Source organism: Vibrio spartinae (assembly GCF_024347135.1).
GTDB lineage: Bacteria > Pseudomonadota > Gammaproteobacteria > Enterobacterales > Vibrionaceae > Vibrio > Vibrio spartinae.
The window spans coordinates 2,274,182-2,299,145 of the sequence record NZ_AP024907.1; the positions used below are offsets into that span (position 1 = coordinate 2,274,182).

Sequence of the window (24,964 nt, forward strand, 5' to 3'; positions counted from 1 at the left end):
AACTCCTTAATCCTGTCCTGTCCGAGTGAAACGAAGATTGATTAATGCCAATGCACCCACCAGTAAAAAGATCAGCGTTGCGATTGCACTAGCCAGACCGAAGTCCCGACCGCCACTGCCTTCAAAGGCAATCCGATAGGTGTAGCTGACCAGCAAGTCCGTATAACCGGCCGGCTCAGTCGTCCCGATCATGTTTGGCCCGCCACCGGTCAGCAGATAAATCATCACGAAATTATTAAAATTGAACGCAAAGCTGGCAATCAACAATGGGGTCAACGGCTTAATCATCAAAGGCAGCGTGATTTTAGTAAAATTATATAACGGCCCTGCGCCATCAATGGCGGATGCTTCATAGAGATCTTCAGGAATCGCTTTCAGTAATCCCATGCATAAAATCATCATGTAGGGAAACCCAAGCCAAGTGTTGACCGTAATCACCATGACCCGTGCCATGATGGGGTCGGAAAACCACGCCGGTTTCAGACCGAACAGCGCATTCAACACCATGTTGATTTCACCGAAACTCTGATTAAACAACCCTTTGAAAATAAGAATAGAAATAAAAGCCGGTACGGCATAAGGCAAGATCAGTAACACACGATAAACCGACCTTCCGCGCAGCGCTTCCCACTGCACGACACTGGCGAGTACCAAACCGATAATCAGGGTTAGCCCGACGGTCAGCGCGGAAAAAACCACCGTCCAGATAAAGATACTGATGAACGGCTCTTTAATGCCGTCGTCTTGCCACACCCGCTGAAAGTTAGCCGTCCCGATTTTGACGATAAATCCCGGAGAAATCGGGGTTTTATCAAACTGGCCGTTCTGATCAATCGGCTGATAAAAACCGATATCCATGTTGGGCTTAAGTAATTCACCCGTTTGCTGATGACGCAGCGTCATCCCATCATCGAGCAACTGATATTTGGGGGAAATGGCTGAAAACCGACGTAATCCATTCATCCGAATGGTTTGTTTGGCAGGGGTCACTAATTCTAGCCCGGCCAGTGTATCCCGATGTTGAATCACTGTCTTGAGTGACTCTTTTGTCCACCCTTGCGGGGACTGAATTGGTGTTAAGGCCAACTGTTTAGCCGTATGGCGTCCCAATGAAAATACCGGTGTCGCCAGTAACTGTTCTTTGTCGCGGATCACCAAGCGGTAGCCGTTCTGCGTGTGATAGAGGGTAAAAGGATAGTTCTGACCGCTCTGATAAGTCTGATCGAGTAATACCGACTGTGCGCGTTCTAACGAAAGCTGGTTTTTAGCACTGTAATTGGTGAATGAGAGTCCGATGGTGTAAGCCAACGGAAACAGAATAAACAGGATCATGCCGGCAATGCCGGGATAAATATAACGATGTGCGTATGTTTTCCGGCTGCCAAAAATGTAGAGAGCCAGCGCCGTCAGTACAATGGTTAACAGCGCAAACGCAATTTCACCACGCGCATACATCATGATACTGACATAACCATTCAGGCTGCCTATCGCAAACAGTATCACCCATTTGATCCACTTGATTTTATGACCGGTACTCAAACTGCCGGGGTCTGCTTTCTGAACGAACTGCATAAAACTTCCTGAAATTTAATCAAGCTAATTCAGGTCAGGTGAGACCAAACCGACAGACCATTCCCGATGGCACATACCAGTTTCATATCACCTGACTCATTTCCATTACCGTGCAATTTGCTTTTGCGCATCAGCGAGTGCCGAGTCAACCGACTGACGCCCATCGACCACATTGATAATGGCATTTTTCATCGAACTCCAGAATGCATTCATCTGCGGGATATTCGGCATAATCTCACCATTGGTCGCATTGTACATCGTGGCGGCAATGCGCGGGTCGCTGGCAAGTTTCTTCTGATAAGATTTCAGAGCAACTGCGCCCAACGGCTTATCTGCATTCACCATCGCCAGACCGTCATCGGTCAACAGATAGTGCTCAAGAAATTCAACGGCAAGATCTTTATTGGGTGAGGCGGTACTGATCCCGGCAGATAGCACACCAACAAACGGTTTTGAGTTTTTGCCATTAAATTTAGGCAATGTCGTGACACCGTAATGGATACCGGATTTGTCAATGTTGCCCCAACTCCACGGCCCGTTAATGGTCATCGCCGTATTGCCCTTGGTGAATTCAGATTCAGACACGGAATAATCCATATCCGGTGAAATAACGTGACTGTCGATCAGCCCTTTCAAGAACGTCATCGCTTTGCGAACGCCGGGCTTATTCACCCCGATATCCTTGATGTCATAACCCTTATCACTACTGAATTTAAACGCGTACCCGCCATCAGCCGCCAGCAATGGCCAAGTGAAGTACGGTTCTTTCAAATTCCACATAATCGCGCTTTTACCCTGTTTGCTCAGCTTATCATTCAGTTTGGCGATATCTTCCCAGTTTTTGGGCGGTTCCGGTACCAGATCTTTGTTATAAATCAGCGACAGTGACTCTACCGCAACCGGGTAGCCGATGAACTTGCCGTGATACTTGACTGCATCCCATGCGAAATCGAACATATTTGCTTTCAGTTCCGGGGACGGATGAACCTCCGCCAGCAACCCGGCTTCAGCGTATCCGCCAAACCGGTCATGCGCCCAAAATACAATGTCAGGCCCGTCACCGGTTGCTGCAGTCTGAGGGAACTTATCCTGTAACCCGTCCGGGTGCAGTACCGTGACCGGAATCCCTGTGTCTTGTTCAAATTTTTTACCAACTTCCGCCAGACCGTTGTAGCCCTTATCGCCATTAATCCAGATTGTGAGCTGTCCTTCCGCAATGGCAGCACTTGCGCTCAAACTCAGACTCAACGAGCCCAGAGCTGTACAGGTGCAAATTGCGACAGCATGTAGGGTCTTTTTCATGCGCTTATCCTTATTTTTCAACTTGTCGTAGGAGGTGATGTCATATCATGAGAAATATTACGCCGTTCCTCATCCTCCTGAGCCCTACGCCCCTGAGGTATAACGGTATTTTCGTGACTCCCATCAACATCTGCATTACTGAATCACTTAAATATTGGATAAAATGTGATAGATAACACTTTTACTTCTGATTTCCGGCAAACGCAAACCTGCCTCTATCTCCTCCCTTCCCGGATGCTAATCCTTCGCCGTCCACCCTGAGGTTCCACGCAATAGGAGGATGCACCGCGTCATCCTTTCACTCATACTATTGCCAAATCACCGCGCATTCCCTAATTACTGCGCAAAGTGGAACAATACCCGATAATGAGTACAGTCACTGAGTATGGCTGCCCCCATTACATGTCACAAATCTATATTTGAGTTAAGGATGATCGAGATGGCAAGTGTCACCCTGAAAAATGTATCGAAGGCTTACAATGATGTTGTGATTTCCAAGGATGTGAATCTGGAGATCAACGATGGTGAGTTTGTCGTTTTCGTCGGCCCGTCAGGATGTGGTAAATCGACCCTGCTACGCTGTATCGCCGGCTTAGAAGATATCACCTCCGGTGATTTATATATTGGTGAACAACGTGTCAATGATATTGAGCCATCCAAAAGAGGTGTGGGGATGGTCTTTCAGTCTTATGCCCTTTATCCCCATCTGAATTTGTATGACAACATGTCGTTTGGCCTCAAACTCGCCAAAGCCGATAAAAAAGCAATCCACGCCCGCGTTGTTGAAGCGGCTGAAATCCTCCAGCTCGGCCACTTACTGGATCGTCAGCCCAAAGCATTATCCGGCGGACAACGTCAGCGGGTCGCAATTGGCCGGACCTTGGTCTCAAGACCGAATGTGTTTCTCCTTGATGAACCACTCTCGAATCTCGATGCGTCGTTACGAGTCAATATGCGGAGTGAAATTACCAAATTACAGCGACAACTCGGTTGCACCATGATTTATGTTACGCACGATCAGGTTGAGGCAATGACAATGGCAGATAAGATTGTTGTGCTTCAATCGGGGTCGGTTGCTCAGGTCGGCCAGCCGCTGGCACTCTATCATTATCCTAAAAACCGCTTTGTGGCAGGTTTTATCGGCTCACCGAAAATGAATTTTATGACGGTGAATGTCGAAGCCGCAGAATCCGAGCGAGTGATGGTGCAATTACCCAACGGTGAAACGTTCTGGATTCCGGTCAAAGGCGATCAGGTTCGTCCGGGAGAACGGATGTCTTTGGGGATTCGTCCGGAACATTTAATCAGTGCCGAATCCGCCTCATTTACGGTGTCAGGCACGGTCCAGATCGTCGAAAAACTTGGCAACGAAACACAGATCTACCTGCATTTGAAAGGTGCTGATGCCAATGTCATTTATCGGGTGATGGATACCCTTGATGCTGAGGTTGGTGATACGTATACAATTGGTATCGAACCGAACCGCTGCCATCTGTTCCACAGTGACGGCAGCGCTTGTCCGAGATGCTATCGTGAAAAAGGTGTAGATTTCGAGACTGCTTATCACGATTGATACAAATGAATTTGTCGTGTCATGAGTCAGGCATGATGACTCCCAAACCAAAAACCGGTTCTCATCTGAGAACCGGTTTTTTATGCCTGCTTCATACCTGCATCGCTTGATCAATCGCTTCAGGCGGTGCGAATCTGGGTAAGATTAACCAGCATTTTCCGAATGGCCGGCGACGAAAAAATCGTGGTTAAATCAGCCGACAATTTTCTCCGCCAGTTGGGATATTGATCAACCGTCCCCGGTACATTGACCGGTTCATCCATCGCCAGCAGATCTTCAAGCTGAATACTGACCAGTGCTGAACGCCCCGAGGCCACATGTAGCTGGATTAGCTCACCCAACAATGGCGCCATCACCCGATGTTCTTCAACAGCGGCCGTTGCCATCTGACCGGTGCTCTCTTGCTCTTGTGAGCTTAGCATTCCCAACGCTTGTAACACCCCATGACGAATCTGAGCACGATCTTGACGCAATTGTTCGAGTTGTGTCTCATCGGGATAAAGTCCCAGTTGCTGCCCCAGTGACAGGTCAGCACCATGCCAAAACCCTCTCAGAGTCGGCATATCGTGTGTACATAAAGCGGTCATCGACTGATAAGGATAGTCTGACGGTGGTGTATACACGCCTTGCTGAGATTTTTCGAAGAAAAATACTTTATATGAGTGAATACCTGCGGTTGCGAGAATCTCAGCCATCTGCGCCGGAACGGTTCCTAAATCTTCACCAATGATCGCGCACTGATGCCGGTGAGACTCCAAAGCCAGAATCGCCAGCAAATGCTCAACCGGATAATAAACATAGGCTCCCTCTTGCGCTGTTTTCCCCTCCGGGATCCACCACAGTCTTAATAATCCCAGCACATGATCAATCCGCAGTGCCCCGCAATGCTTCATATTGGCTCTGAGCAGATCAATAAAAGGACGATACCCGTGTTCCCGGAGCGTAACCGGGTGAAATGGCGGCAGTCCCCAGTCTTGCCCGAGGGGCCCTAAAATATCCGGTGGCGCACCGACACTCACCGCTTTGACCAACGTATTATGGTTGCCATCAACCCAAGTATCACAACTATTTTTACTGACACCAACAGCCAAGTCGCGATATAAGCCAATCGCCATACCCTGTTCCCGCGCCATTAATTGTGTTTCTTTCAACTGGCTTGCCGCAATCCACTGCAAGTACATATGAAACTGAATGGCATCCTGATGCGTTTCAATAAAAGCTTGTACCGCCTCCCCCTGATAGTCTTGATATTCGGGCGGAAACTGTGCCCATCCCCGAGGCTGGGTTGTATCCTGCGTCCCTTCCCCGCTCTGGCCGAATGTCTCGGACAGCACATGAAACACGGCCAGTGCAGTCAAGCTGTCGCCGCCCTGTGCCACAAACTGGATGAATGCTTGTGCCCGCTCAGAATGATGCGTCAGATGACGGTGACGAAACTCCTGATACAACAGCGGCAACACCATCATTTTGAGGGCACTCACTTCGGTGTAATCAACCCATGGTTTGGCTCTTGTCTGCGCCAGCCGGTGCTGAAAATCGGCACTGCCGACCAACGACTGCGCAGCATGACTGAGGACGAACTCAGGCACCGAACTGACATCGATATAGAGCGTATTTAACCAAAAGCGCGAAGAGGGACTATAAGGACTGGCAAACTCAGGGCTGGCAGGGAAAAGCGTATGCAATGGGTTAAGCCCGATAAACTGAGCCCCTTGATCTGCGACTTCGGTGATCAGCTGTTTCAGGTCACCGAAATCACCAATGCCCCAGTTAGCTTGACTACGGAGCGTATAAAGCTGAATACTCAGCCCCCACATTTTTTTGCCTGACAATAACGCGGGCTGTTTATAACACGCAACCGGCGCAATGATCAGCAGACTCTCCTCAAAGTGGCCATTGCGTTTGTCTCTCACCCATAATTGATGGTAGCCCAACGTTAACCCAGTGATCCGCAGGATCACGGTGCCGTCGCTGTCACGGTGATCAGTCAGGAGGTGCGTTGCCACTTCACCGGCAAGATGCTGATGGTCTTCTGTCTGGATTTGCCAGGAGAAATGCTCATATGAAATATCGCGGCCGATGCTGAGTGTGATATCGACGGGTTGTTCGTCGCCACGCACCACTATGACCGGCTCTGACAGGCGAGATTGATGTTTGTGGAGAGCCGATGCCATCAGTCGGGTATCGGCTGACGTATCATAGCCCATAATGGCAAGAATCTGACGCAACGTCTGCTCGGGAACTTCCGTTTCATTGCCCCATGCATCCGTGTAGCATTTGGCAATCCCGGCAAGATCGGCCACATGCTCCAATGTTGGTTTTGTTATCATGTTTCACTCCAATGACATTGCATTGATAAACATTCATAAGATGAAATGAGCCGAGGCGGAATGCCCGGCTCCGAGACACCATGTCATTCGATTGCTGAATTAACGTTTGACGGGTTGCAGATGCCAGATCGTCTCCACATAATCGCGAATGGACCGATCCGAACTGAATTTACCAACCAAGGCCGTATTTAAAATCGCTTTTCGGGCCCAGCCCTGCACATCACGATACTGACGATCAACCGCCTCTTGGGCATCGACATAAGCACGGAAATCCGCCAGACACAGATAAGGGTCTCCGTCACGTAACAAGGTGTCGTAAACCGCTTTTAATCCGTGTGGATTTTCAGGTGTGAAATCATCGCTGTTCAGCCAGTCAAGGCTTGCTTTCAGGAGCGGGTCAGCCTGGTAATAAGTGTGAGGGTCATAGCCTTCACGCAGGCATTGATTGACCTGATGCACGTTCAAGCCAAAGATAAAGATATTCTCATCACCGACTTCTTCCCGAATTTCCACATTCGCACCATCCATCGTCCCGATAGTCAGGGCACCGTTGAGTGCCAGTTTCATGTTGCCGGTCCCGGATGCTTCTTTCCCTGCGGTTGAAATTTGCTCAGACAGATCCGCGGCGGGAATGATTAATTCCGCAATGCTGACCCGGTAATCGGGAATGAATACGACTTTGAGTTTATCGTTGACTCTCTCATCTTGATTGATGGTCTCAGCAACCTGATTGATGGCATAGATAATCTCTTTTGCAAGGTGATAACCGGGGGCGGCTTTGGCAGCAAAAAAGACCACGCGTGGCACCATATCAAACGCCGGTTCATGCAACAGTCGGTGATACAAAGACAAAATATGCAGTAGATTCAAATGCTGACGCTTGTACTCATGCAGGCGCTTAATTTGTACATCAAACAGCGCATTGGGATTAATTTCTAACCCGAGATTCGCCTGAACCCATTGCGCCAGACGCTCTTTATTGGCCTTTTTCGTCGCCATAAATGCCGCCTGAAAATCCGATTCTTCGGCATAATCAGCCAACGCTGCCAGATGTTCGAGATTGTCTTCCCAGCGGTGTCCAATCTTATGACGGATCAGATTCGCCAGATCAGGGTTGCAATAGGTTAACCAGCGGCGCGGGGTAATCCCGTTTGTAACATTGCGGATTCGATTGGGGAATAACGTATTGAATTCAGGGAACAGCTCTTTTTGCACCAGCTCGGTGTGCATCGCAGCAACACCGTTAACTGCATAAGAGCCGACGACACACAGATTAGCCATTCTCACCATGGGCTCTTGCTTCGAGACATCTTGCTCCGTGGGTTCGTTCTTCGTAGGCTTTTGCTCCAAGGACACGATCGCAAGCTTCGCTTGCTTGTCGGTATCGCCCGGCCACTGTTGCTCGACCTGTTTCAGGAAATGCTGATCAATTTCCGTGATGAGCGCCATATGTCGGGGCAACAACTTCGTCATTAGAGATTTACGCCATGTTTCTAAGGCTTCTGGCATCAAGGTATGGTTGGTGTAAGCAAAAATCCGCGTACAAATCGACCATGCGGTTTGCCACGCCAAATCTTGCTCATCGATCAAGAGCCGCATCAGTTCGGGAATTGCGATTGCAGGATGCGTATCATTCAGTTGAATGGTTTCATAGTCGGGTAAGCTTTCCCAATCCCGTCCGGCTTGCTCGTGACGAGCCACAATGTCACCAATTGAGGCCGCACTATGAAAGTATTGCTGCATCAGTCGCAGGACTTTGCCTTGCTCATGATTATCATTCGGATACAGCACTTTGGTCAGATTGGCCGCTTCAAGCATGCTTTGCTGTGCTTCGACATAAGCACCATCATTAAACTTAGCCAGCGAGAAGCCCTGTTCTGCCCGGCATTCCCATAGCCGCAGCGGGTAAACCGTGTGACTTTTATAACCGACAATCGGAATATCCCATGCGATGGCTTTTACAATTTGGGCCGGCAGCCAGCGGTGCTTGGTTTTGCCTTGATGTTGATAGGTTTCAACATGGCCGAAAAATCCGACTCGCCGGGTCAGTTCAGGCCGCAGCCGTTCCCACGGATATCCCTCTTCTCCGCGCCACTCATCGGGTGCTTCCTGTTGTCGTCCGGCGACAAAAGACTGTCTGAACAACCCGTATTCATAATGTAACCCGTATCCGACGGTGGGGTACTCCTGAGCAGCGCAGGAATCCATAAAGCAGGCCGCTAAGCGCCCCAACCCACCGTTACCGAGCGACGGGTCTCGCTCTTGCTCCAATAAATCAGACAACGATTGTCCCAGCATTTGCATGACATGCTCGACCTGCGCATACAAATTCATGTTAATCAGTGCGTTACCCGTCAGGCGTCCCATCAGAAACTCGAGTGACAGATAATTCACATGCTTGGCGTTGCGAACCCGTGGGTCATGTGCCGTATCGACCAGATCGGCAACGGTCATTTCAGACAACGCCCTCACCATCGCCAAGTACCATGACCGAGGGCTTGCATGTTCGATCTCTTGCGAATAGGTGGTCTTCAAATGATGTAAGACACTCTGTCTGAATGCCTCCGGCTCAAAATGATTGGTTGGTTCATTGTTCATGACTATCTCACTCTCATTACAGCATCTTGCTTAATTGAAGGGCTAAAGGTATGGGGATATCCTGCATAGTCCTGCGTCATGAAACATCCTCCCGCAGAAAGGGAATTATGGTAGGAGTCAGTAGGCGTAGAGCCTGATTATTTGCCCGATGACTCAAAAAGGCATCACTCAATTCATAAAATTGTTATAAATTTGTTTATTAAGAAGTCGATCAAGTTCCAGACCGTACACGCCACGCTAAACTACCGAGCATGAATGCAACTTGAAGAAATAATGCAGAATTTATGTGGATTCCATCAAAACTGACACGTCCGAGTCGTCTACACCATGCGATCTCTCGACAACGGGTACTCGATACCCTGCGCCATGCGCATCGATGTAAAGTGGTGTTGTTTCGCTCACCAGCCGGTTATGGTAAGACCACCATGGCGGCACAGTGGCTCGCAGATAGTCCTGCTGTCGGCTGGTATAGTATCGATGATGGGGACAATGATGCGTTTCGTTTCATCAATTACTTTATTCAGGCGATTAATATTGCCACCAGCAATGGTTGTCCGAATAGCCAGACCCTCGCCGAGCGCAGCCAATACGCCTCCATCTCTTCTCTGTTCGCTGAACTCTTTCATGAAATTCAGGATGTCACGCAACCTTGCTATCTGGTGCTTGACGACTACCACCTGATTGATGATGAAAAAATCCACGAAGCCGTGCGTTTCTTTATTAAACATATGCCGGACAACATGACAGTGGTCGTGACCAGCCGTTCCAATCCACCATTGGGCATTGCCAATCTGCGTGTGCGCGATCTGCTCATCGAAATTGATCACGATATGCTGGCATTTGATGATGATGAAACAAGCCGCTTTTTTAGTCGGGTGGTTCATGATGAATTTGATTCGGAAACCGTCAGCGAACTGAGGCATTATGTCGAAGGCTGGCCTTCCGCCCTACAGTTGATCGCGTTACAGGCCAAACATCAGAACCGCTCGTTGGCTCAATCACGGCAATCGGTCGCCCGTTTCAATCATGATCATCTGTGGGAGTACTTGATTGAAGAAGTGTTTGCTTATATTGATAGCGAAACCCGGTTGTTTCTGTTGCAATGTGCGGTTCTGGAGACCTTTAACGATATATTGGTTGCTGAACTGACCCAGCGCAGCGATGCATTGAATATGATTGAGTCTCTTAACCGTTATGGTCTGTTCATCCATCGGCTGGAAAGTGAACAGAACTGGTATCGCTTTCATCACTTGTTTGCGGAGTTTCTAACCCATCAACGGCATAAAATCATTCCCGATGAAGAGCAACAGCTACATAGCCGGGCCGCTCAGGCTTGGCTGAAACTGGATATTCCTCATCAGGCGCTGAAACACGCGCAGCAAACCGACAACAGTGATTTGACCACCCAGATTCTGCTCGCCCACGGCTGGCGAATGTTCAATCATGGTGAGTTAAACATTCTGGAAACGGCCATTGATGAGCTCGATGCCGAGCATCTCTACGCGGGGGTGAAACTGCCGTTACTTCAGGCTTGGTTAGCCCAGAGCCAGCACTGCTATACCCGGGTCGAGGATATGTTAACGCAGGCCGAGCATGAGATGCGTCTGAGAAACATATCGATTTCTCAGCCGGAACAAGGGCAAATCAACACGCTCAGAGCTCAGGTTGCTATCAACAATAATGATCCGGAGCTTGCATCAGAACTGGCTGAACTCGCCCTGAGTCAATTGGCAACAACCGATTTTCGCAGCCGGATTATTGCTACCTCGATTGTCGGAGAAGTCAATCACGTACACGGGGAACTCAACCGGGCACTTTCTCTGATGCAACAAACCGAGAAATTAGCCCGTCAACATCAGGTTTATCATCAGGCATTATGGGCTTTAATCCAGCAGAGTGAAATTTTACTCGCACAAGGATATGTTCAGGCCGCCTTTGAGCTACACGAGTCAGCCTTTAAACTGATTGAAGCCCAACAGTTGCATCAGGTGCCGTTACATGAATTTCTGCTACGGCTCCATGCGCAGATTCTCTGGTGCTGGAATTCGCTGGATGAAGCGGAAGTCTTCGCTCAGAAAGGAATACGAGTGCTGGGTAACTTAGACATCAGTAAACATCTGCATAGTTACTCGATTCTTGCCCGGATTGCGATTGCCCGGGGGGAAATTGATCGGGCAGCAAAATTTGTTGCGCAGATAGAAACACTGTTAAACCAGTCCAGCTACCATATTGACTGGACTGCAAATGCATCGTTCGCTTTATTGCTCTACTGGCAGGTTCGGGATGATGCCGACGCGATCGAAACATGGCTGGCGCAGGCTTCCCGCCCTTCTGAAGCGAAAAATCATTTTTTACAACTCCAGTGGCGTAATATCGCACGGGCTCAGATCTATACCGGCCAACTCGAAAAAGCGCGGCAGAGTCTGGCGTTTTTGCAGCATGAGGCGCAACAGTCCGAACTCTTTACCGATACCAATCGTAACCTGATTGTCGAAGCGGTTCTCGCGGTGCATAACCAACAACCACAAGTTGCTGAAACGGTGTTACGGCAAGCCTTACAGATGACCAATCAAACGGGCATGGTGGCGGATTTTCTCATCGAAGGGCAACGCTTATACCCGATCTTACAGCAACTGCTACAAGATGAAACACTGGCGGATTTAGAAAAGCATCGCGCCAAATACCTGCTCCGTGAGATTGCCCAGAAACAGCGCAGTCGTTCATTGCATTTCGATGAAGAATTTATCGATAAGCTGTTGCATCATCCGAAGGTGCCTGAGCTGGTTCGCACCAGCCCATTGACGCAACGTGAATGGCAAGTGCTTGGCCTGATCTATTCAGGTTTCAGCAATGAACAAATCTCTCAGGAGCTGGAAGTTGCAGGAACCACGATCAAAACCCACATCAGAAATCTCTATCAGAAACTGAATCTGACCAACCGGAAAGAAGCGATAGAAACGGCAGAGCGATTACTGAGCTTAATGGGATACTAAATGACCGTGCCAATGGATGTGTGGTGACAATTACACGTCCATTGGCATGTCCGCTTTTGGTTGGCATGTCCGCTTTTGGTTGGCATGTCCGCTTTTGGTTGGATAGCCCGTCACCAAATCGGGTGTATTTCACATTTTTGTACATTGATGTTCGAGGTATGCCTGTATTGCTGAACGATTAAATGCGATACAGATCACCCAATTACAGGGGATTTGTCACAACAGCTTCCCCGCCTCCACCCCAGATTTGTGATTCAGCTAACACTGTATCGCGATTCCTTTTTTTCTCCGCCTTTCTCATCCCAGCGCTTCCTCCATAGATTTCACGCCTGAAGAGGAAGTCAGTCCCTGTTGCGTTGCTTATCTTGTTCTCTGGTCAGAACAAATTCGTGATGAGTCGGGATTTATTCAAACGACGTCGTCACACTTTTCCTCTCCAATGCCACCACGGTTCTGCCTCATGAATGGGAACCTGCGGAGAACATAAGAATCATCACAATAAACAGGAGCAAATCACATGAAGAAGGTAAGCTTAATTGCTTTAGCAATCTCCGGAGCAGTGCTTTCGATGCAATCCTCAGCCGAAGACAAAGTTCATGAAGGCTGGACAGTCAATGGTTATGGTCACTTACTATACAATGTCGGCGAATCACTCTCTTTAAACGACAGCTATGGTCACCGCAGAGACTATCACGCGGCTGGCGCTGCATTTTCCGGTAACCCGACACAGATCGAATTTACGGTGACCAAAGGTCAGAATTTTGATTCCGGCTCCTGGGCAAAATATGTGCTGAAAGCTGAGTACGGCAATAATGAAGGTGGTAACGGCCGCGGATTTTATACCTCATCTTCAGGCAATGAAGGACACTTGGAAAGTGGTCAGGTGGAATTCAAAGAAGCTTATATTGAGCTGGGTGACTTATCCTATTTTGCTGATGGACTTAGCCTTTGGGCTGGTCAACGTTACCTGAACCGTCAATCAGGTATCATTACGAAGGAGTTCTGGAAGCAGTCTTCCGGTGTCGGGGCCGGGGTTCAGTATCATGACGCCGGATTTGCGGTCATGTCAGCGGATCCCGGAGAAGGCAGTTGTACGCTCTCGGGGGCAAACGTCAATTCAAAACAGTGTTCTTTAGATAGTGACGGACGAAGTACCACACTCACTTCGGCTGATTTTTACTATTATGGCATTGAAGGATTGGGGGGGAAATTCGATTTTGATCTGAAGATCACCTCGCGTAAACATGTTGATGAATCGAGCACCGCCAAAGATGGCTTCGGGGCTGCGATCACCTATCATCGCGACTATTACGGCTTCGATGGTTGGTCAACCACTGCTATTACTTACGGGAAAGGCGTCTCTGCCAACCGGGGGGTCAACTTCGGTCAGTGGAGCGGAAACTGGAAAAAAGACGACCGCTCGCTGTTTTTGACTTCTTATGGGGTCGCCAATATTGCTCAGGATATTCAATTGGGTACCGAAGTCACTTATTGGCAACTGGATAATAACACGACTCATGATGTCTGGGGTTCTAAAGACGGGGTATCACGCCTGATTGTCGGGGTCACCCCCTCTTATCGAGTGAATGAAAACTTCCGCATGGAAGCGACCCTGAGCTACGCACTGGAAAGTCTCGGCGCAGCCGGAACATGGGGACGTGAAGATGCCGATACATCATTCTATACCGCAACTTTAGCACCGGTTCTGACTGTCAATGCGGATTACTGGGGACGCCCACAGATCAAACCCTATATCACTTATATGAAATCAAGCGACCATGGTTACGCTTGGACCTCCGGTGATGACAACACTGAAACACGTGTTGGTATCGAGGCTGAAATTTGGTTCTGATACCGGAGAAGCCATTGTGAAAACAGGCAACCGCATGGTTGCCTGAATCGTCCATTTGTCGAACATAACGATTGCCGAACATAACAGGAAGTCACTATGCAGAAAATGCAGCAACTGATCCATTTTACCTTGGCGCTATTTATGGTCTCTGGGTGCTCAGCGACAAAACAGGTTCAGAATATCGTTTCGCCGCCTGCTGCAGACTCAGTGTGCTGTACCCGTTATCAAGAGGTTTACTGGACGCCACTGAATGCCAGCGACAACATCAAGCTCAAAATTGATTCATCGTCTCCGGTGCGAAATTTCAGCAGCGGGCGCTCATATTTTGGCGCATTTCAATTTTCACCGCGTTCCGGTACGGTCAACCTGACGCTCAAGAGTTTGGTATTCAATGACCAGATTTTCATGCCAACGCTGGTGTTCCTTGATGCCAACTACCACCCACAAAAGACGTTTCAGATCGATCCGCATCAACTGCGGTTCAGCGATGTATTTGAACCCGACCGACTCGAACAGAGCTACCAAATCAATGCAGAGCAGACGCCTTATCTGATTATTTTTACGCAACCGAATCAGGTTGGTCAAACCATCACCATTCCCCATCCCGCGAAACGACGTGCGATTGAAGATGGTGCACCGCTGCCGATTGTCGCAGATATCCCCGTCACCACTGGCTATCAGGGCTCGCTGACGATGACCGTGGAAACGGAGTCGATTCGTCAACATGCTCTCCAACAATCGCCGCCAACATCAGGTAACCGTGCGATGGTAAATACACCGACATCTCCGAAGTCAAATATCAAGAACAATCGATGGCAACACACTGCGCCACCGCAAGCGGAATCCACTCATTACTATCGGTCAGCTATCGAACATGCGGTGAGTGAACACGACATCGCCAAAGCACTGGCGTTGTTAGATGAAGCAAAGGCACTCCGCATACCGGATATTCAGCAGACATTTATCCATGCCATCAATATGATGCAATCTGAAAAATGCAGGAAGTGATACAACCGTTTTAATCGTGTTGATCATCCTGAATCGTTCCGTGAGCAGAAGAAAGGACAGGGATAAACATGATATGCGTAGAAGCAATGATGTAGAAACAATAATGATATAGAAACAATAAAGCCCGCATATAGCGGGCTTTATCTGAATTTGGTGCGTCTGAGTGGACTCGAACCACCGACCCCCGCCATGTCAAGGCGATACTCTAACCAGCTGAGCTACAGACGCATAGGGTGTCAATATATTCTTGTATGGTGCGTCCGAGTGGACTCGAACCACCGACCCCCGCCATGTCAAGGCGATACTCTAACCAACTGAGCTACGGACGCATCAATCAAGAACGGAGAGGATATTAACGACAGTCTTAACGTTGTGCAAGAAAAATTTCCCTGAAAATGAACCGATTGCCTTTAAGTTCATCAACATGAATCTTTTTTGCTCAATTCCAAGCATTCTTCGGCGAAATGCCACCACTTTCCCCTGTGAATACAAATTGTAATACGAGTCCAATTTTGTGACATTAACCCAAAAAATTAGTTGAAGTATTACAATGATTGCGTAACATACCTCAATTGGCTAGAACATATGCAGAACGCTCTTAAAATGGATGACCGATTACCTAATAAATCATATTTGCTCAGAACTTCTGTGCTTTCCGGTATCTGTCTATTTTTAACGTTGATAGCGTTGTTCTATGCTCTCTTCCATGTCATTTATCGAAACGAGTTCTTTCTCGCCTTCGTTGAATGTGTTTTGTCCGTTTATTCTTACTTCATTTATACCCAACTCAAACAAAAACGATATCCCAAGCAGTACATTCTTTATTACGCTTATTATCTGATGTTTATGTTGCTGGTCGGGACCTACTTTCAACCGATTGCTCAGGGATTATTTGTCTGGAGCTGTCTTGCCCCGATCGTGCTGTATTTATTACTCGGCATCAAACACGGCATGTATACCAGCGGTCTGTTCTTGGTGATTCAATCCACAATCATCGTGATGAAGCTGAACCTGGATGGAAGCTACAGCATGTTAGAAAGCATGTCTAATCTGGTACTTTGCTATATCGGAATCTGGATGGTGTCGCATCTTTATGAATCCAATCGTTCCGACATTGAAAACTCACTAATGTATCTCGCGTCCAGAGACTCCTTGACCGGTGCACATAACCGATTATCTCTGTCAACATCGTTCCATCGTTTTACCAGTACAAAAAAAGAGCAACAGCATTTAAGCTTGCTGATCCTCGATATTGATTACTTTAAACAGATTAATGATCGCTTTGGTCATGATATCGGTGATAAGGTTTTGATCGAAACTAGCCTGATCATCAGCCGTATCGTCGGTGATGAAAATCTCTTTCGAATTGGCGGAGAAGAGTTTTGTGTCACCCTGCTTGATATAGACTTGGATGAGGCGAAAAAAATCGGTGAACAACTTCGCTACACCATTAGCAATCATTTGTTCAACTTCGGTGACAAACGGTTACAGCTGACGTTAAGTATCGGGATCTGTCGTTACCGTAATGGCGATAACCTCTCTGACATTTTGAAACTGGCAGACATTGAACTTTATAAAGCGAAAAAAAATGGCAAGAATCAAGTGCGGATTTGTCAGGGAGACTCACAAACGTCGCTTGACAATAATGTTGAGCGTTATAAATCGGCTTAATACCTCATTGTAAACTTAGTTCGCCTCCTCATTATCTTCATAAACGACATTATAATTCTCCGTATAGTTGCAGTGAGGTTGACGGCTACATGTAAAGAATCGTCTCCCTTTATGGTCGCCTTGCGTCGCCACCCGAATGATCATCGGGCTACCACATTTTTTACAGAATCGGACTTCTTTATCAGCTTCAATCAAATCGATATGAGCGGCTAAAAGTCGCCGCAGGCGACTCACCTGATAACTATATTTGATGGTTGTTCCAATCAGAGGGATATTGGCAGAGCGACAGACACTCAATAGTAGTTTTTCGCGCTCGATTTTAGCCTTACTCAACGATTTGCCATTGTCGAGTTCAACGACCGCACGGGCTTCAAATGTTCTGGGGTCACAGACAACAAACTGAAAGCTATATTTTGAAATCTTGTGGCTGGCAATAAAAATATCTTTTTTCTTTTTCAGACCTGTCGGGACCAATAACTGCGCCATATTCACTTTGGCAAATACAACCCCCTGCTCCCCGACCGCTTCAATTAATGCACGATAAAATATACTTTCAGCAGGGTTAAGCAGCGGTCCGAATCGTCGATAACTGAATTCTTTAGTATCATCTTTTTTAATGATGTAGCGCTGCGCAAAAAGAAAGAACAAGACTAACAATGCAACAATAATAAAAATGTTCAGCATCGTAATTCAATCCCCCCAGTGATGCACCTAAATAAGCTGTCTGATAAAACAAAATACCCCATCAACCGAAATGCAGCGTCAAAACTGGACAGCATGAATATACTGATTCAAGTCTGGCTACTCGGTCTCAAAAATATATTGATCCATCATGCTCACCAATCTACCGATTTCCGGTTTGGTAATCGTATCATTGGCTCCCAATGTCAATGCTTTATGGCGGTTATCATCGCTCATCAGCGAAGAGAACATCACAATAGGCGTATCACGATATGAGTTATTATCTCTCAGCCGTTTCACCAAATGCATCCCATCCATACGAGGCATTTCAACGTCCGTCACCACCGCATCAATCAATTCTCGAACCTGCACACCTTCTGTCGCGGCAGCTTGTTCAATATTCATGAGTTTTTCAAAAGCTTCACCGCCATCTTTGCAGGCAATGACGTTGTAACCGGCAGAACTCAGTGTGTCTTGAATCATACTACGAATAAACGCAGAATCATCAACAACCATAACGGTTTTGGCATTTCTTTTGTTTACCATTTTCTGATTCAGGTCGACGCTTTTATCCGTTTTGACGTCATATTTCTCCATACTCAGTTCAGGGTTAATATCTGCAATGATTTTTTCAAAATCCAGAATCATAATCAGATGCCCTTCTTTGCGTACGACAGCAACAACACAATCCTGTTCACCGGCTTCAAGAAACTGGCTTGGCGATTCAACATCATTCCAGGAAATACGATGAATTCGGCTGACACTGTCGATTAAGAACCCATTTGTCATCCGGTTAAAATCCGTCACGATAACAAACTTGCTCTCAACATCCGGTGACTTCGGGATACCAAGCCAGCCAGCCAGATCAACCAACGGGGTTAATATATCCCGAGAAGAAAACACCCCAACCATATGTGGCTGAGCATTCGGATAATCGGTGGTTTCCGGAACTTGAATGACCTCCCGGACTTTTGCCACGTTAATACCATAGTAACAAGTTTTAGTGCCACCATTCGGTAGACGTTTTTCTATATGAAACTCGATAATCTCAAGTTCATTGGTACCGCTTTCTGTCAAGATCGTACTCGTTGGATGACTCATACCGCTCTACTTCTATTCTGGATTGACCCGGGCTGTAAAAACAGCAATTTTAGCATTGTTATTGTAGATCTTATCTACCCGACTATCGCTATTTTATTGATGAATAAACGAAAGAATATGACCAGTATCTGATTGTTTCACCTCAAACAAAAAGTTTCTCTTCATCAGAGCAACGCCGATCACATCGATGTTCCGTCATTCATATTGTCAGGATTTTGTAAAAATAACAATAAATTCATCATCTAAGTCAGCGTTAGTATCATGAGCTAATTTGACTGAAACACACCGCGGATCTAAGAGGCTGTTATCACGAAAACAACTTTAAAAATTTCATTATAAATCTTGGCAAAGATCACAAAGAAATGAGCGCTTATGTCCTTGGTGTTGCCATATAGGTTGTATACTTTTTATACGAAGTGTTGGAGCTACTGCATATATTATAAATATCATCCAAAAAGTATGTGGTATACCGGGAAAAGACTGGAAGGACAAAAACAGAAGGAACATAGAATGAGACGTGATGAGCTAGGTATTTGTTTATCCCATGAGATGCTGGTAGACAATTTAGATTCAACTTTTACTTGTATCCGGGCTTATAAAGCCGTAGCCAATGATATCGATGATTTGCCGCCTTTGCTTGCATATCCTCAAATGAAAGGCAAAGACGTTCTATTGTCGATGAAAGGCAGACGTAAGCTCATGTGGCGAGCAGATTTCTTCTGCCCAAGTTTTCATAAATAAATCTGACGACTGTCTGTCATCTCATCTCTTGTTACCACAGATAGGCTAATCATTCAGCGTGAGCGCTTATCTGTGGTAATTTTCGTCATCTCTGTCTCTACGATTGTACTTTTTCCATCGTTCAGCATGAAATGGGCAGCCATTGTACAAACACCAATCATAATAAAATATCAGCTCACATGTGTACTTGATTTTTTCTCGACATATATGATCGATTCGGTTAAGTTTAGATGTATAGACGTCCAGATAGATTTATTGTGAGAGTGATACTGTGCCGATAAAGATTCCTGATCAACTTCCTGCAACTGATGTGCTTCTGCATGAGAAAATTTTCGTCATGCATGAATCTCGAGCTTCTACTCAAGGAATCAGACCCCTCAAAGTGCTGATACTAAACCTGATGCCTAAAAAAATTGAGACCGAAACTCAATTTTTACGCCTGCTTTCCAATAGCCCCTTGCAAGTAGATGTTGAACTTTTACGGATCGATAACCGTCCGAGCCGTAATACGCCCGAAGAACATTTAGATATGTTTTATCGGCAATTTGAGATGGTGAAAGACCGTTACTTCGACGGATTAATTGTGACGGGTGCACCGCTGGGATTGGTTGATTTCGAGGATGTTGTCTACTGGCAGCACCTCGAATCCATCATCCAATGGGCGAGAGATCATGTGACTTCAACTTTATATGTCTGTTGGGCTGTTCAGGCAGGACTCAATATTCTCTATGGATTGCCAAAACTGACGCGTAAGGAAAAGCTCTCCGGAGTCTATACGCATTCCCTACAGAAAGATTTTCATCCCCTGATTCGTGGATTTGATGACTCTTTTCTTGCCCCACATTCCAGATATGCAGATTTTCCCGTTGATTACATTCGCGAAAATACCAGTCTCGATATCCTTGCGACTTCAGAAGATGCAGGGATGTATCTGGCAACCAGCCCGGATAAACGTCATGTGTTTGTGACTGGTCATCCTGAATATGATGCCTTCACACTACACGGTGAGTACGTCCGGGATCTAGGCGAAGGCTTGGAGCCAACCATCCCAGTCAACTATTACCAGAATGATAACCCCGACAATCAGCCCATCGCCAGCTGGCGAAGTCACGGACATCTGCTGTTTTCAAACTGGCTCAACTATTGTGTTTACCAACAAACGCCCTATGATCTGGAACATTTCAGTGAAGATAAATTTACCAAAGATGATTAAAACAACATCATTTTATCCAAGCGCGGCCTGAATTCAGGTCGCTCTTTTTTATCTGCGTCGCAAGATATACGCTGCCATATTTCATCGCTGTTAAATCATTTTATCATCCATCAGATAAACGAAAGCGTGATTGAGCGGAGGGTATTATATGACACGTCGGTTAATTCTAGGATGGTGGTTGATCGTTTCAGGTTGCAGCCATACAGCACCTTCCCCTTCTGAGCATGACCGGATTGCAGACGCAAGAATTACCCTGAGTATTGCCTACCTTCACCGTCATGAACCTCAAAAAGCGCTGTTCAATCTGATACAGGCTGGCAAAATCGCCCCCCATTATATTCGATTACAACTCGCGCAAGCCTATTACTATGAAACGGTTGGGGAAACAGACAAAGCCAAACAACAATATGTTCTGGCACTGAACGAACATCCGAACCATCCGGATGTATACAACAACTATGGGACATTTCTATGTAAACAGGGGGATGTCAAACAGGCCCAAAACTATTTCGCACAAGTTTACTCAAGAGCAAACTATCCTCAGATTGCAGCCAGCTATGAGAATGCCGCGCTCTGCTCACTCAAATCCGGAAACACTTTGCAGGCAAATCAATATTTTTTACAGGCACTGAAACATGACCCAAAGCGATTCCAGTCTCAGTTTTATCTGGTTCAGATGGCAATCAAAGCTCGGCAATTCGCTGTTGCCAGAACTCGTCTTGCCACGTTTATTCAAGACTTCGGAACAACGAAACAATCACTGGCATTGCAGTATCAACTGGATCAGGAAATAACTCGCCATCGCTAATCACGAGGCGTTCTTGGCCAACGCATGGGATGATATGGTTTCAACTTATGTCGTTGTTTGTAATGGAGGCGTCTGCGTTTTAAAACATATTGTGTCCGGTGAATCCGCAAATATTCTCGGATGACAAGCCGAATGAATAAAATCAGCCCAATCACAAGCATAATACCAATCACGATCAGAGCCGGTCGGCACAACCAATCAGGCTTACATGGTGCATAATAAAAAACCTGAACATCCATCATCAGGCTCCTTTCAGGATAGCGGGCTCTACATCGTATTCAGGCATAAGCAACGAATTATCTTCGCCTTCTCGGTCGCCTTGAACGTTTGATCACGCGTTCAGATTTCAATCGATGCCTTTCTTTATAATGCAATTTGCGACGTTCTTGAACATATTTGGTACGATTCTTAATGCGAATATATTCACGAATGACAAGGATAATCATCCAAACAACCACACATGCCACCACGACGTAGAATGTCAACATCAAAGACCGACATAACCAATAAGGTTGACACGGCAAGTACATATCAGCATCCATTTCAACCTCCCTGATCGCTAGTTCAGCATGAAACGATCTGCTTTAAACCTAGCACGCTTTCAACGTATACACATTGCTCTGACTAACAATTTCAACTTTATACTGACTGTATCTTAAGACACATGGTTCTTCACAAACTGAATAAAGGCCTGATTTGCATAAGACAGATAGCCATCATTACGCCACGCTAATGCCAAATGCACAGGTACCGGGGGATCAAAAGGAATCGCACGAACACTCGGTTCCTGTTCCGTCACCAATTCAAGTAATGCACTGATGGCATACTCACGTTTCACAATCCTTAAAATCATCGGTAACAGATTGGTTTCAAATGAAATCTGAGCATGAAAATTATGAGCCAAGCAGGCTTGCTCAATAAATTCTCGATGGTAATAACCCGGTTGAAAGGTAACCAGCTCATGTTGTAAAAAAGTATCCAGACGGATATGGGCAGTATCGGCCAATTCATGGTGTTGACCGACAACTGCGACCATCTGTGATGTCAGTAACGGATCAACGCTCAGTCCCTCAGGGATATCCCGGTTTAAAATCACACCAATATCCAATTCTCCGGTCAACAACATATTCCGGATGGACTGACCACCCGCCTCAACTACCGTCATTTTCAGATTCGGATAGTGACTCTTAAAAGCCATGACAATTTCAGGGAAAAAATAAGACCCGGTCATACTCGGCGTTCCCAAACGAACCTCCCCTTTTACCAGACCTTTCAATTCATCCATTGCTAAGTGAGCATCATCGACCTGTTGTAAAATACGTTGCGCATATTCATACAGTACCAGACCTTCATCAGTCATACTCACTTTACGCTCATCTCTTTTGAGCAAACGGGTTCCCAATTGCTGCTCAAATTTCTTAATCGAAATACTCAAAGCTGACTGGGCAATATGCAGCGATCGAGCCGCTGCGGTAAAACTCCCGGATTGGACAATCGCGGTGAAATGTTTCAGTTGACGAATTTCCATGATATACAAATTATATAGCAACGATATTTTTAATATATTTTATTAATTAGGGGACTAATGTTACGTTGGTCACAGGATAAACGACAGGACAAATGAATGATCGAATGCCATACCCCCCAATATCGTCAGGTTTCTTTTGGATTAGCTTTCGGTGCTTTCATTGTCTTTTGTAATTTATATCTTTTTCAGCCCATTCTCCCCCATATGGCCGAGCTCTATCAGTTGTCTGAAACGAAAGTTAACTGGCTCTTCGCGGCGTCAACATTAGCGTTATCCGTCACTTTAGTACCTTGGGCAATCTGTTCCGAAGTGTTCGGACGCCGAAAAATCATGATGATTGGCTTACTGACACTCCCTTTGCTTGGTCTTGCCCTTTTGATTCATCCAACATGGTGGACCCTTGTCACAGCACGAGCACTGACCGGTGTCGCGATTGCTGCCTTTGCCTCTGTTGCTGTCGCTTATATGGTTGAAGAATTTTCGCCTCAGGCCTTTCAAGCTGCGATCGGGAGTTATATCGCAGCGAATTCGTTGGGTGGCATTTGTGGACGGATTGCCGGAGGAAACCTCACTGATCTGTTCAGCTGGCAAACCGCTGTCGCGGTGGTCAGTGTCTTGAGCATCGCTGGCGCATTATATGTTTACTTCAGGCTCCCGCCTCAGCAACATTTTATCCCTCGTAAAGGACAGTTTTTACAACATCAACGCTCCGTATTAATGCATCTTCGTCAACCGAAGCTATGGATGGCGATGTTGTTTGGTGGTGCAAATTTTGCTTTGTTTGTGAACTTGTACTCTGTAATGGGATTTCGTTTAGTTGCTGCGCCCTATTCGATTCCTGTCGGACTGGCATCACTGATCTTCGTCTGTTATCTGGGAGGTACACTGAGTTCACGTCTTACTGCTCGCTGGCTCAAACACCACGGTACTGTTACTGGCCTGATTGCCGGAACATGCCTGAGTCTATTCGGTATGTGGCTCGCCATGATTGAGTCGCTACCGATGCTCATTATTGCTTTAATCTGTATCAGCTCAGGAGCCTTTTTTAGTCACACATTGGCTTACACTTGGGTGAGTCAACATGCCAAACAGGCAAAGGCAACAGCAACCGCGCTTTATTTAGTGCATTATTACTTGGGAGGAAGTCTTGGCGGGTTCTTTCTGATTGCTTGTTGGCAGCATGGCGGCTGGCATATGGTCGTTGCCGGAGGGACAGTTATCTATTTATTGCTGTTTATCTTATGCTGGCGACTGAAAGCGTTTGAAACTTTCCAGATACAACAACATACGAACTCCATCTAAATTTCATGGTATTCTGCCTGCAAATTTTTCACGCAGTGACTTCATATTATGAACTCTCAATCAGAGTATACACGGATCCATCAAATGGTCGAACAATGGCTGACTCAAGTTGTCATCGGTCTGAATTTATGTCCTTTTGCAGCCAAACCGTATAAAAAGAAGCAGATCAAAATCCATATCAGCCAGGCGCGGCAAGATGACGAATTACTGGAAGATATCTATCAGCAGTTGCTCGAATTAAACACGACTCCACCTGAACAGCTGGAAACAACGCTGGTTGTTGTGCCCCATTTTCTTTCATCATTTGATGATTACAATCAGTTCATTGACTGGATTGACGCTCTGATCATACAACATCAGTGGGAAGGGATTTATCAAGTTGCTACTTTTCATCCCGATTACTGCTTTGCCGACAATCATCCTGAAGATGATGACAACCTCACCAACAAATCCCCCTATCCGATTTATCATCTCATCCGTGAAGAAAGTATCGAGAAAGCCCTTACGTACTACCCTCACCCCGAATTAATTCCTGACCATAATATTGAGCGGATAAAAAACCTTACATCTGAAGAAAAGAATAGATTATTCAGCTATTTGATAACTAATCATTACCAGTGACACAAATAAAAAAGCCAGTGCGGAACTCCCACACTGGCTTTCATGTTTCCGCGAAAATACAGCGAAGTGA

At 46.5% G+C, this 24,964-nt stretch carries 17 protein-coding genes and 2 tRNA genes; 10 read left to right on the forward strand and 9 right to left on the reverse strand.

Annotated features, from left to right (window positions below; genetic code table 11):
* Positions 1–6: 6 nt before the first annotated feature.
* On the reverse strand, positions 7–1,572 hold the full coding sequence (malF, locus tag OCU60_RS10030) for a maltose ABC transporter permease MalF (RefSeq protein WP_074374581.1): 1,566 nt from the start codon (positions 1,570–1,572) through the stop codon (positions 7–9).
* A gap of 105 nt (positions 1,573–1,677) precedes the next feature.
* Positions 1,678–2,874, reverse strand: coding sequence for a maltose/maltodextrin ABC transporter substrate-binding protein MalE (gene malE, locus OCU60_RS10035; protein ID WP_074374582.1), 1,197 nt, complete (start codon positions 2,872–2,874; stop codon positions 1,678–1,680).
* 439 nt (positions 2,875–3,313) lie between these two features.
* Here malE and malK point away from each other — a divergent pair, with 439 nt between their 5' ends.
* Positions 3,314–4,447 (forward strand): maltose/maltodextrin ABC transporter ATP-binding protein MalK, encoded by a 1,134-nt coding sequence (malK, locus tag OCU60_RS10040; RefSeq protein WP_074374583.1) that lies wholly within the window; start codon positions 3,314–3,316, stop codon positions 4,445–4,447.
* A 119-nt stretch (positions 4,448–4,566) separates the two neighbouring features.
* Here malK and malQ read toward each other — a convergent pair whose 3' ends face one another.
* A complete protein-coding gene (gene malQ / locus OCU60_RS10045; protein WP_074374584.1) occupies positions 4,567–6,777 on the reverse strand; it encodes a 4-alpha-glucanotransferase in 2,211 nt (736 codons plus the stop codon).
* Positions 6,778–6,876: 99 nt separating this feature from the next.
* Positions 6,877–9,375, reverse strand: a complete 2,499-nt coding sequence (locus OCU60_RS10050) for a glycogen/starch/alpha-glucan phosphorylase (protein ID WP_074374585.1) — start codon at positions 9,373–9,375, stop codon at positions 6,877–6,879.
* A 284-nt stretch (positions 9,376–9,659) separates the two neighbouring features.
* Between OCU60_RS10050 and malT the strand changes: the two genes are divergently transcribed.
* The 3 genes from malT (at position 9,660) to OCU60_RS10065 (ending at position 15,228) form a co-directional block, all read left to right on the forward strand.
* Complete coding sequence (gene malT, locus OCU60_RS10055) at positions 9,660–12,368, forward strand: HTH-type transcriptional regulator MalT (protein ID WP_074374586.1); 2,709 nt, start codon at positions 9,660–9,662, stop codon at positions 12,366–12,368.
* 517 nt (positions 12,369–12,885) lie between these two features.
* Positions 12,886–14,220 carry a carbohydrate porin gene (locus OCU60_RS10060; protein WP_074374587.1) on the forward strand — a complete coding sequence of 445 codons (1,335 nt, stop codon included), beginning with the start codon at positions 12,886–12,888 and terminating at the stop codon, positions 14,218–14,220.
* Positions 14,221–14,316: 96 nt separating this feature from the next.
* Positions 14,317–15,228 (forward strand): MalM family protein, encoded by a 912-nt coding sequence (locus tag OCU60_RS10065; protein ID WP_074374588.1) that lies wholly within the window; start codon positions 14,317–14,319, stop codon positions 15,226–15,228.
* Positions 15,229–15,379: 151 nt separating this feature from the next.
* Here OCU60_RS10065 and OCU60_RS10070 read toward each other — a convergent pair.
* Positions 15,380–15,456, reverse strand: a tRNA-Val gene (locus tag OCU60_RS10070).
* Positions 15,457–15,480: 24 nt separating this feature from the next.
* Positions 15,481–15,557, reverse strand: a tRNA-Val gene (locus tag OCU60_RS10075).
* A 274-nt stretch (positions 15,558–15,831) separates the two neighbouring features.
* On the opposite strand from OCU60_RS10075, the gene OCU60_RS10080 reads away from it, so the two are divergent.
* Entirely contained in the window at positions 15,832–16,899 is a 1,068-nt protein-coding gene (locus OCU60_RS10080; RefSeq protein ID WP_074374603.1) for a GGDEF domain-containing protein, read from the forward strand.
* A gap of 15 nt (positions 16,900–16,914) precedes the next feature.
* Here the strand turns inward: OCU60_RS10080 and OCU60_RS10085 are convergent, their stop codons facing one another.
* A complete protein-coding gene (locus tag OCU60_RS10085; RefSeq protein WP_074374589.1) occupies positions 16,915–17,583 on the reverse strand; it encodes a DUF2726 domain-containing protein in 669 nt (222 codons plus the stop codon).
* A gap of 117 nt (positions 17,584–17,700) precedes the next feature.
* Positions 17,701–18,681 (reverse strand): chemotaxis protein, encoded by a 981-nt coding sequence (locus OCU60_RS10090; RefSeq protein ID WP_074374590.1) that lies wholly within the window; start codon positions 18,679–18,681, stop codon positions 17,701–17,703.
* A 510-nt stretch (positions 18,682–19,191) separates the two neighbouring features.
* Between OCU60_RS10090 and OCU60_RS10095 the strand changes: the two genes are divergently transcribed.
* From OCU60_RS10095 to pilW, 3 genes are all read left to right on the forward strand, one after another.
* Positions 19,192–19,422, forward strand: a complete 231-nt coding sequence (locus OCU60_RS10095) for a hypothetical protein (RefSeq protein ID WP_074374591.1) — start codon at positions 19,192–19,194, stop codon at positions 19,420–19,422.
* Between the two features lie 271 nt (positions 19,423–19,693).
* Positions 19,694–20,635 carry a homoserine O-acetyltransferase MetA gene (gene metA, locus OCU60_RS10100; protein WP_074374592.1) on the forward strand — a complete coding sequence of 314 codons (942 nt, stop codon included), beginning with the start codon at positions 19,694–19,696 and terminating at the stop codon, positions 20,633–20,635.
* Positions 20,636–20,783: 148 nt separating this feature from the next.
* A complete protein-coding gene (gene pilW / locus OCU60_RS10105) occupies positions 20,784–21,443 on the forward strand; it encodes a type IV pilus biogenesis/stability protein PilW (RefSeq protein WP_074374593.1) in 660 nt (219 codons plus the stop codon).
* A 655-nt stretch (positions 21,444–22,098) separates the two neighbouring features.
* Here pilW and OCU60_RS10110 read toward each other — a convergent pair.
* The gene (locus tag OCU60_RS10110) at positions 22,099–22,971 is read right to left on the reverse strand and encodes a LysR family transcriptional regulator (protein WP_074374596.1); all 873 of its coding nucleotides are present in this window, start codon (positions 22,969–22,971) and stop codon (positions 22,099–22,101) included.
* Between the two features lie 96 nt (positions 22,972–23,067).
* On the opposite strand from OCU60_RS10110, the gene OCU60_RS10115 reads away from it, so the two are divergent.
* Together OCU60_RS10115 and OCU60_RS10120 are read left to right on the forward strand one after the other, a co-directional pair.
* Positions 23,068–24,273 (forward strand): MFS transporter, encoded by a 1,206-nt coding sequence (locus tag OCU60_RS10115; protein WP_074374597.1) that lies wholly within the window; start codon positions 23,068–23,070, stop codon positions 24,271–24,273.
* An 84-nt stretch (positions 24,274–24,357) separates the two neighbouring features.
* Positions 24,358–24,894, forward strand: a complete 537-nt coding sequence (locus OCU60_RS10120) for a DUF1415 domain-containing protein (RefSeq protein ID WP_370738700.1) — start codon at positions 24,358–24,360, stop codon at positions 24,892–24,894.
* The last annotated feature ends 70 nt before the right edge of the window (positions 24,895–24,964 follow it).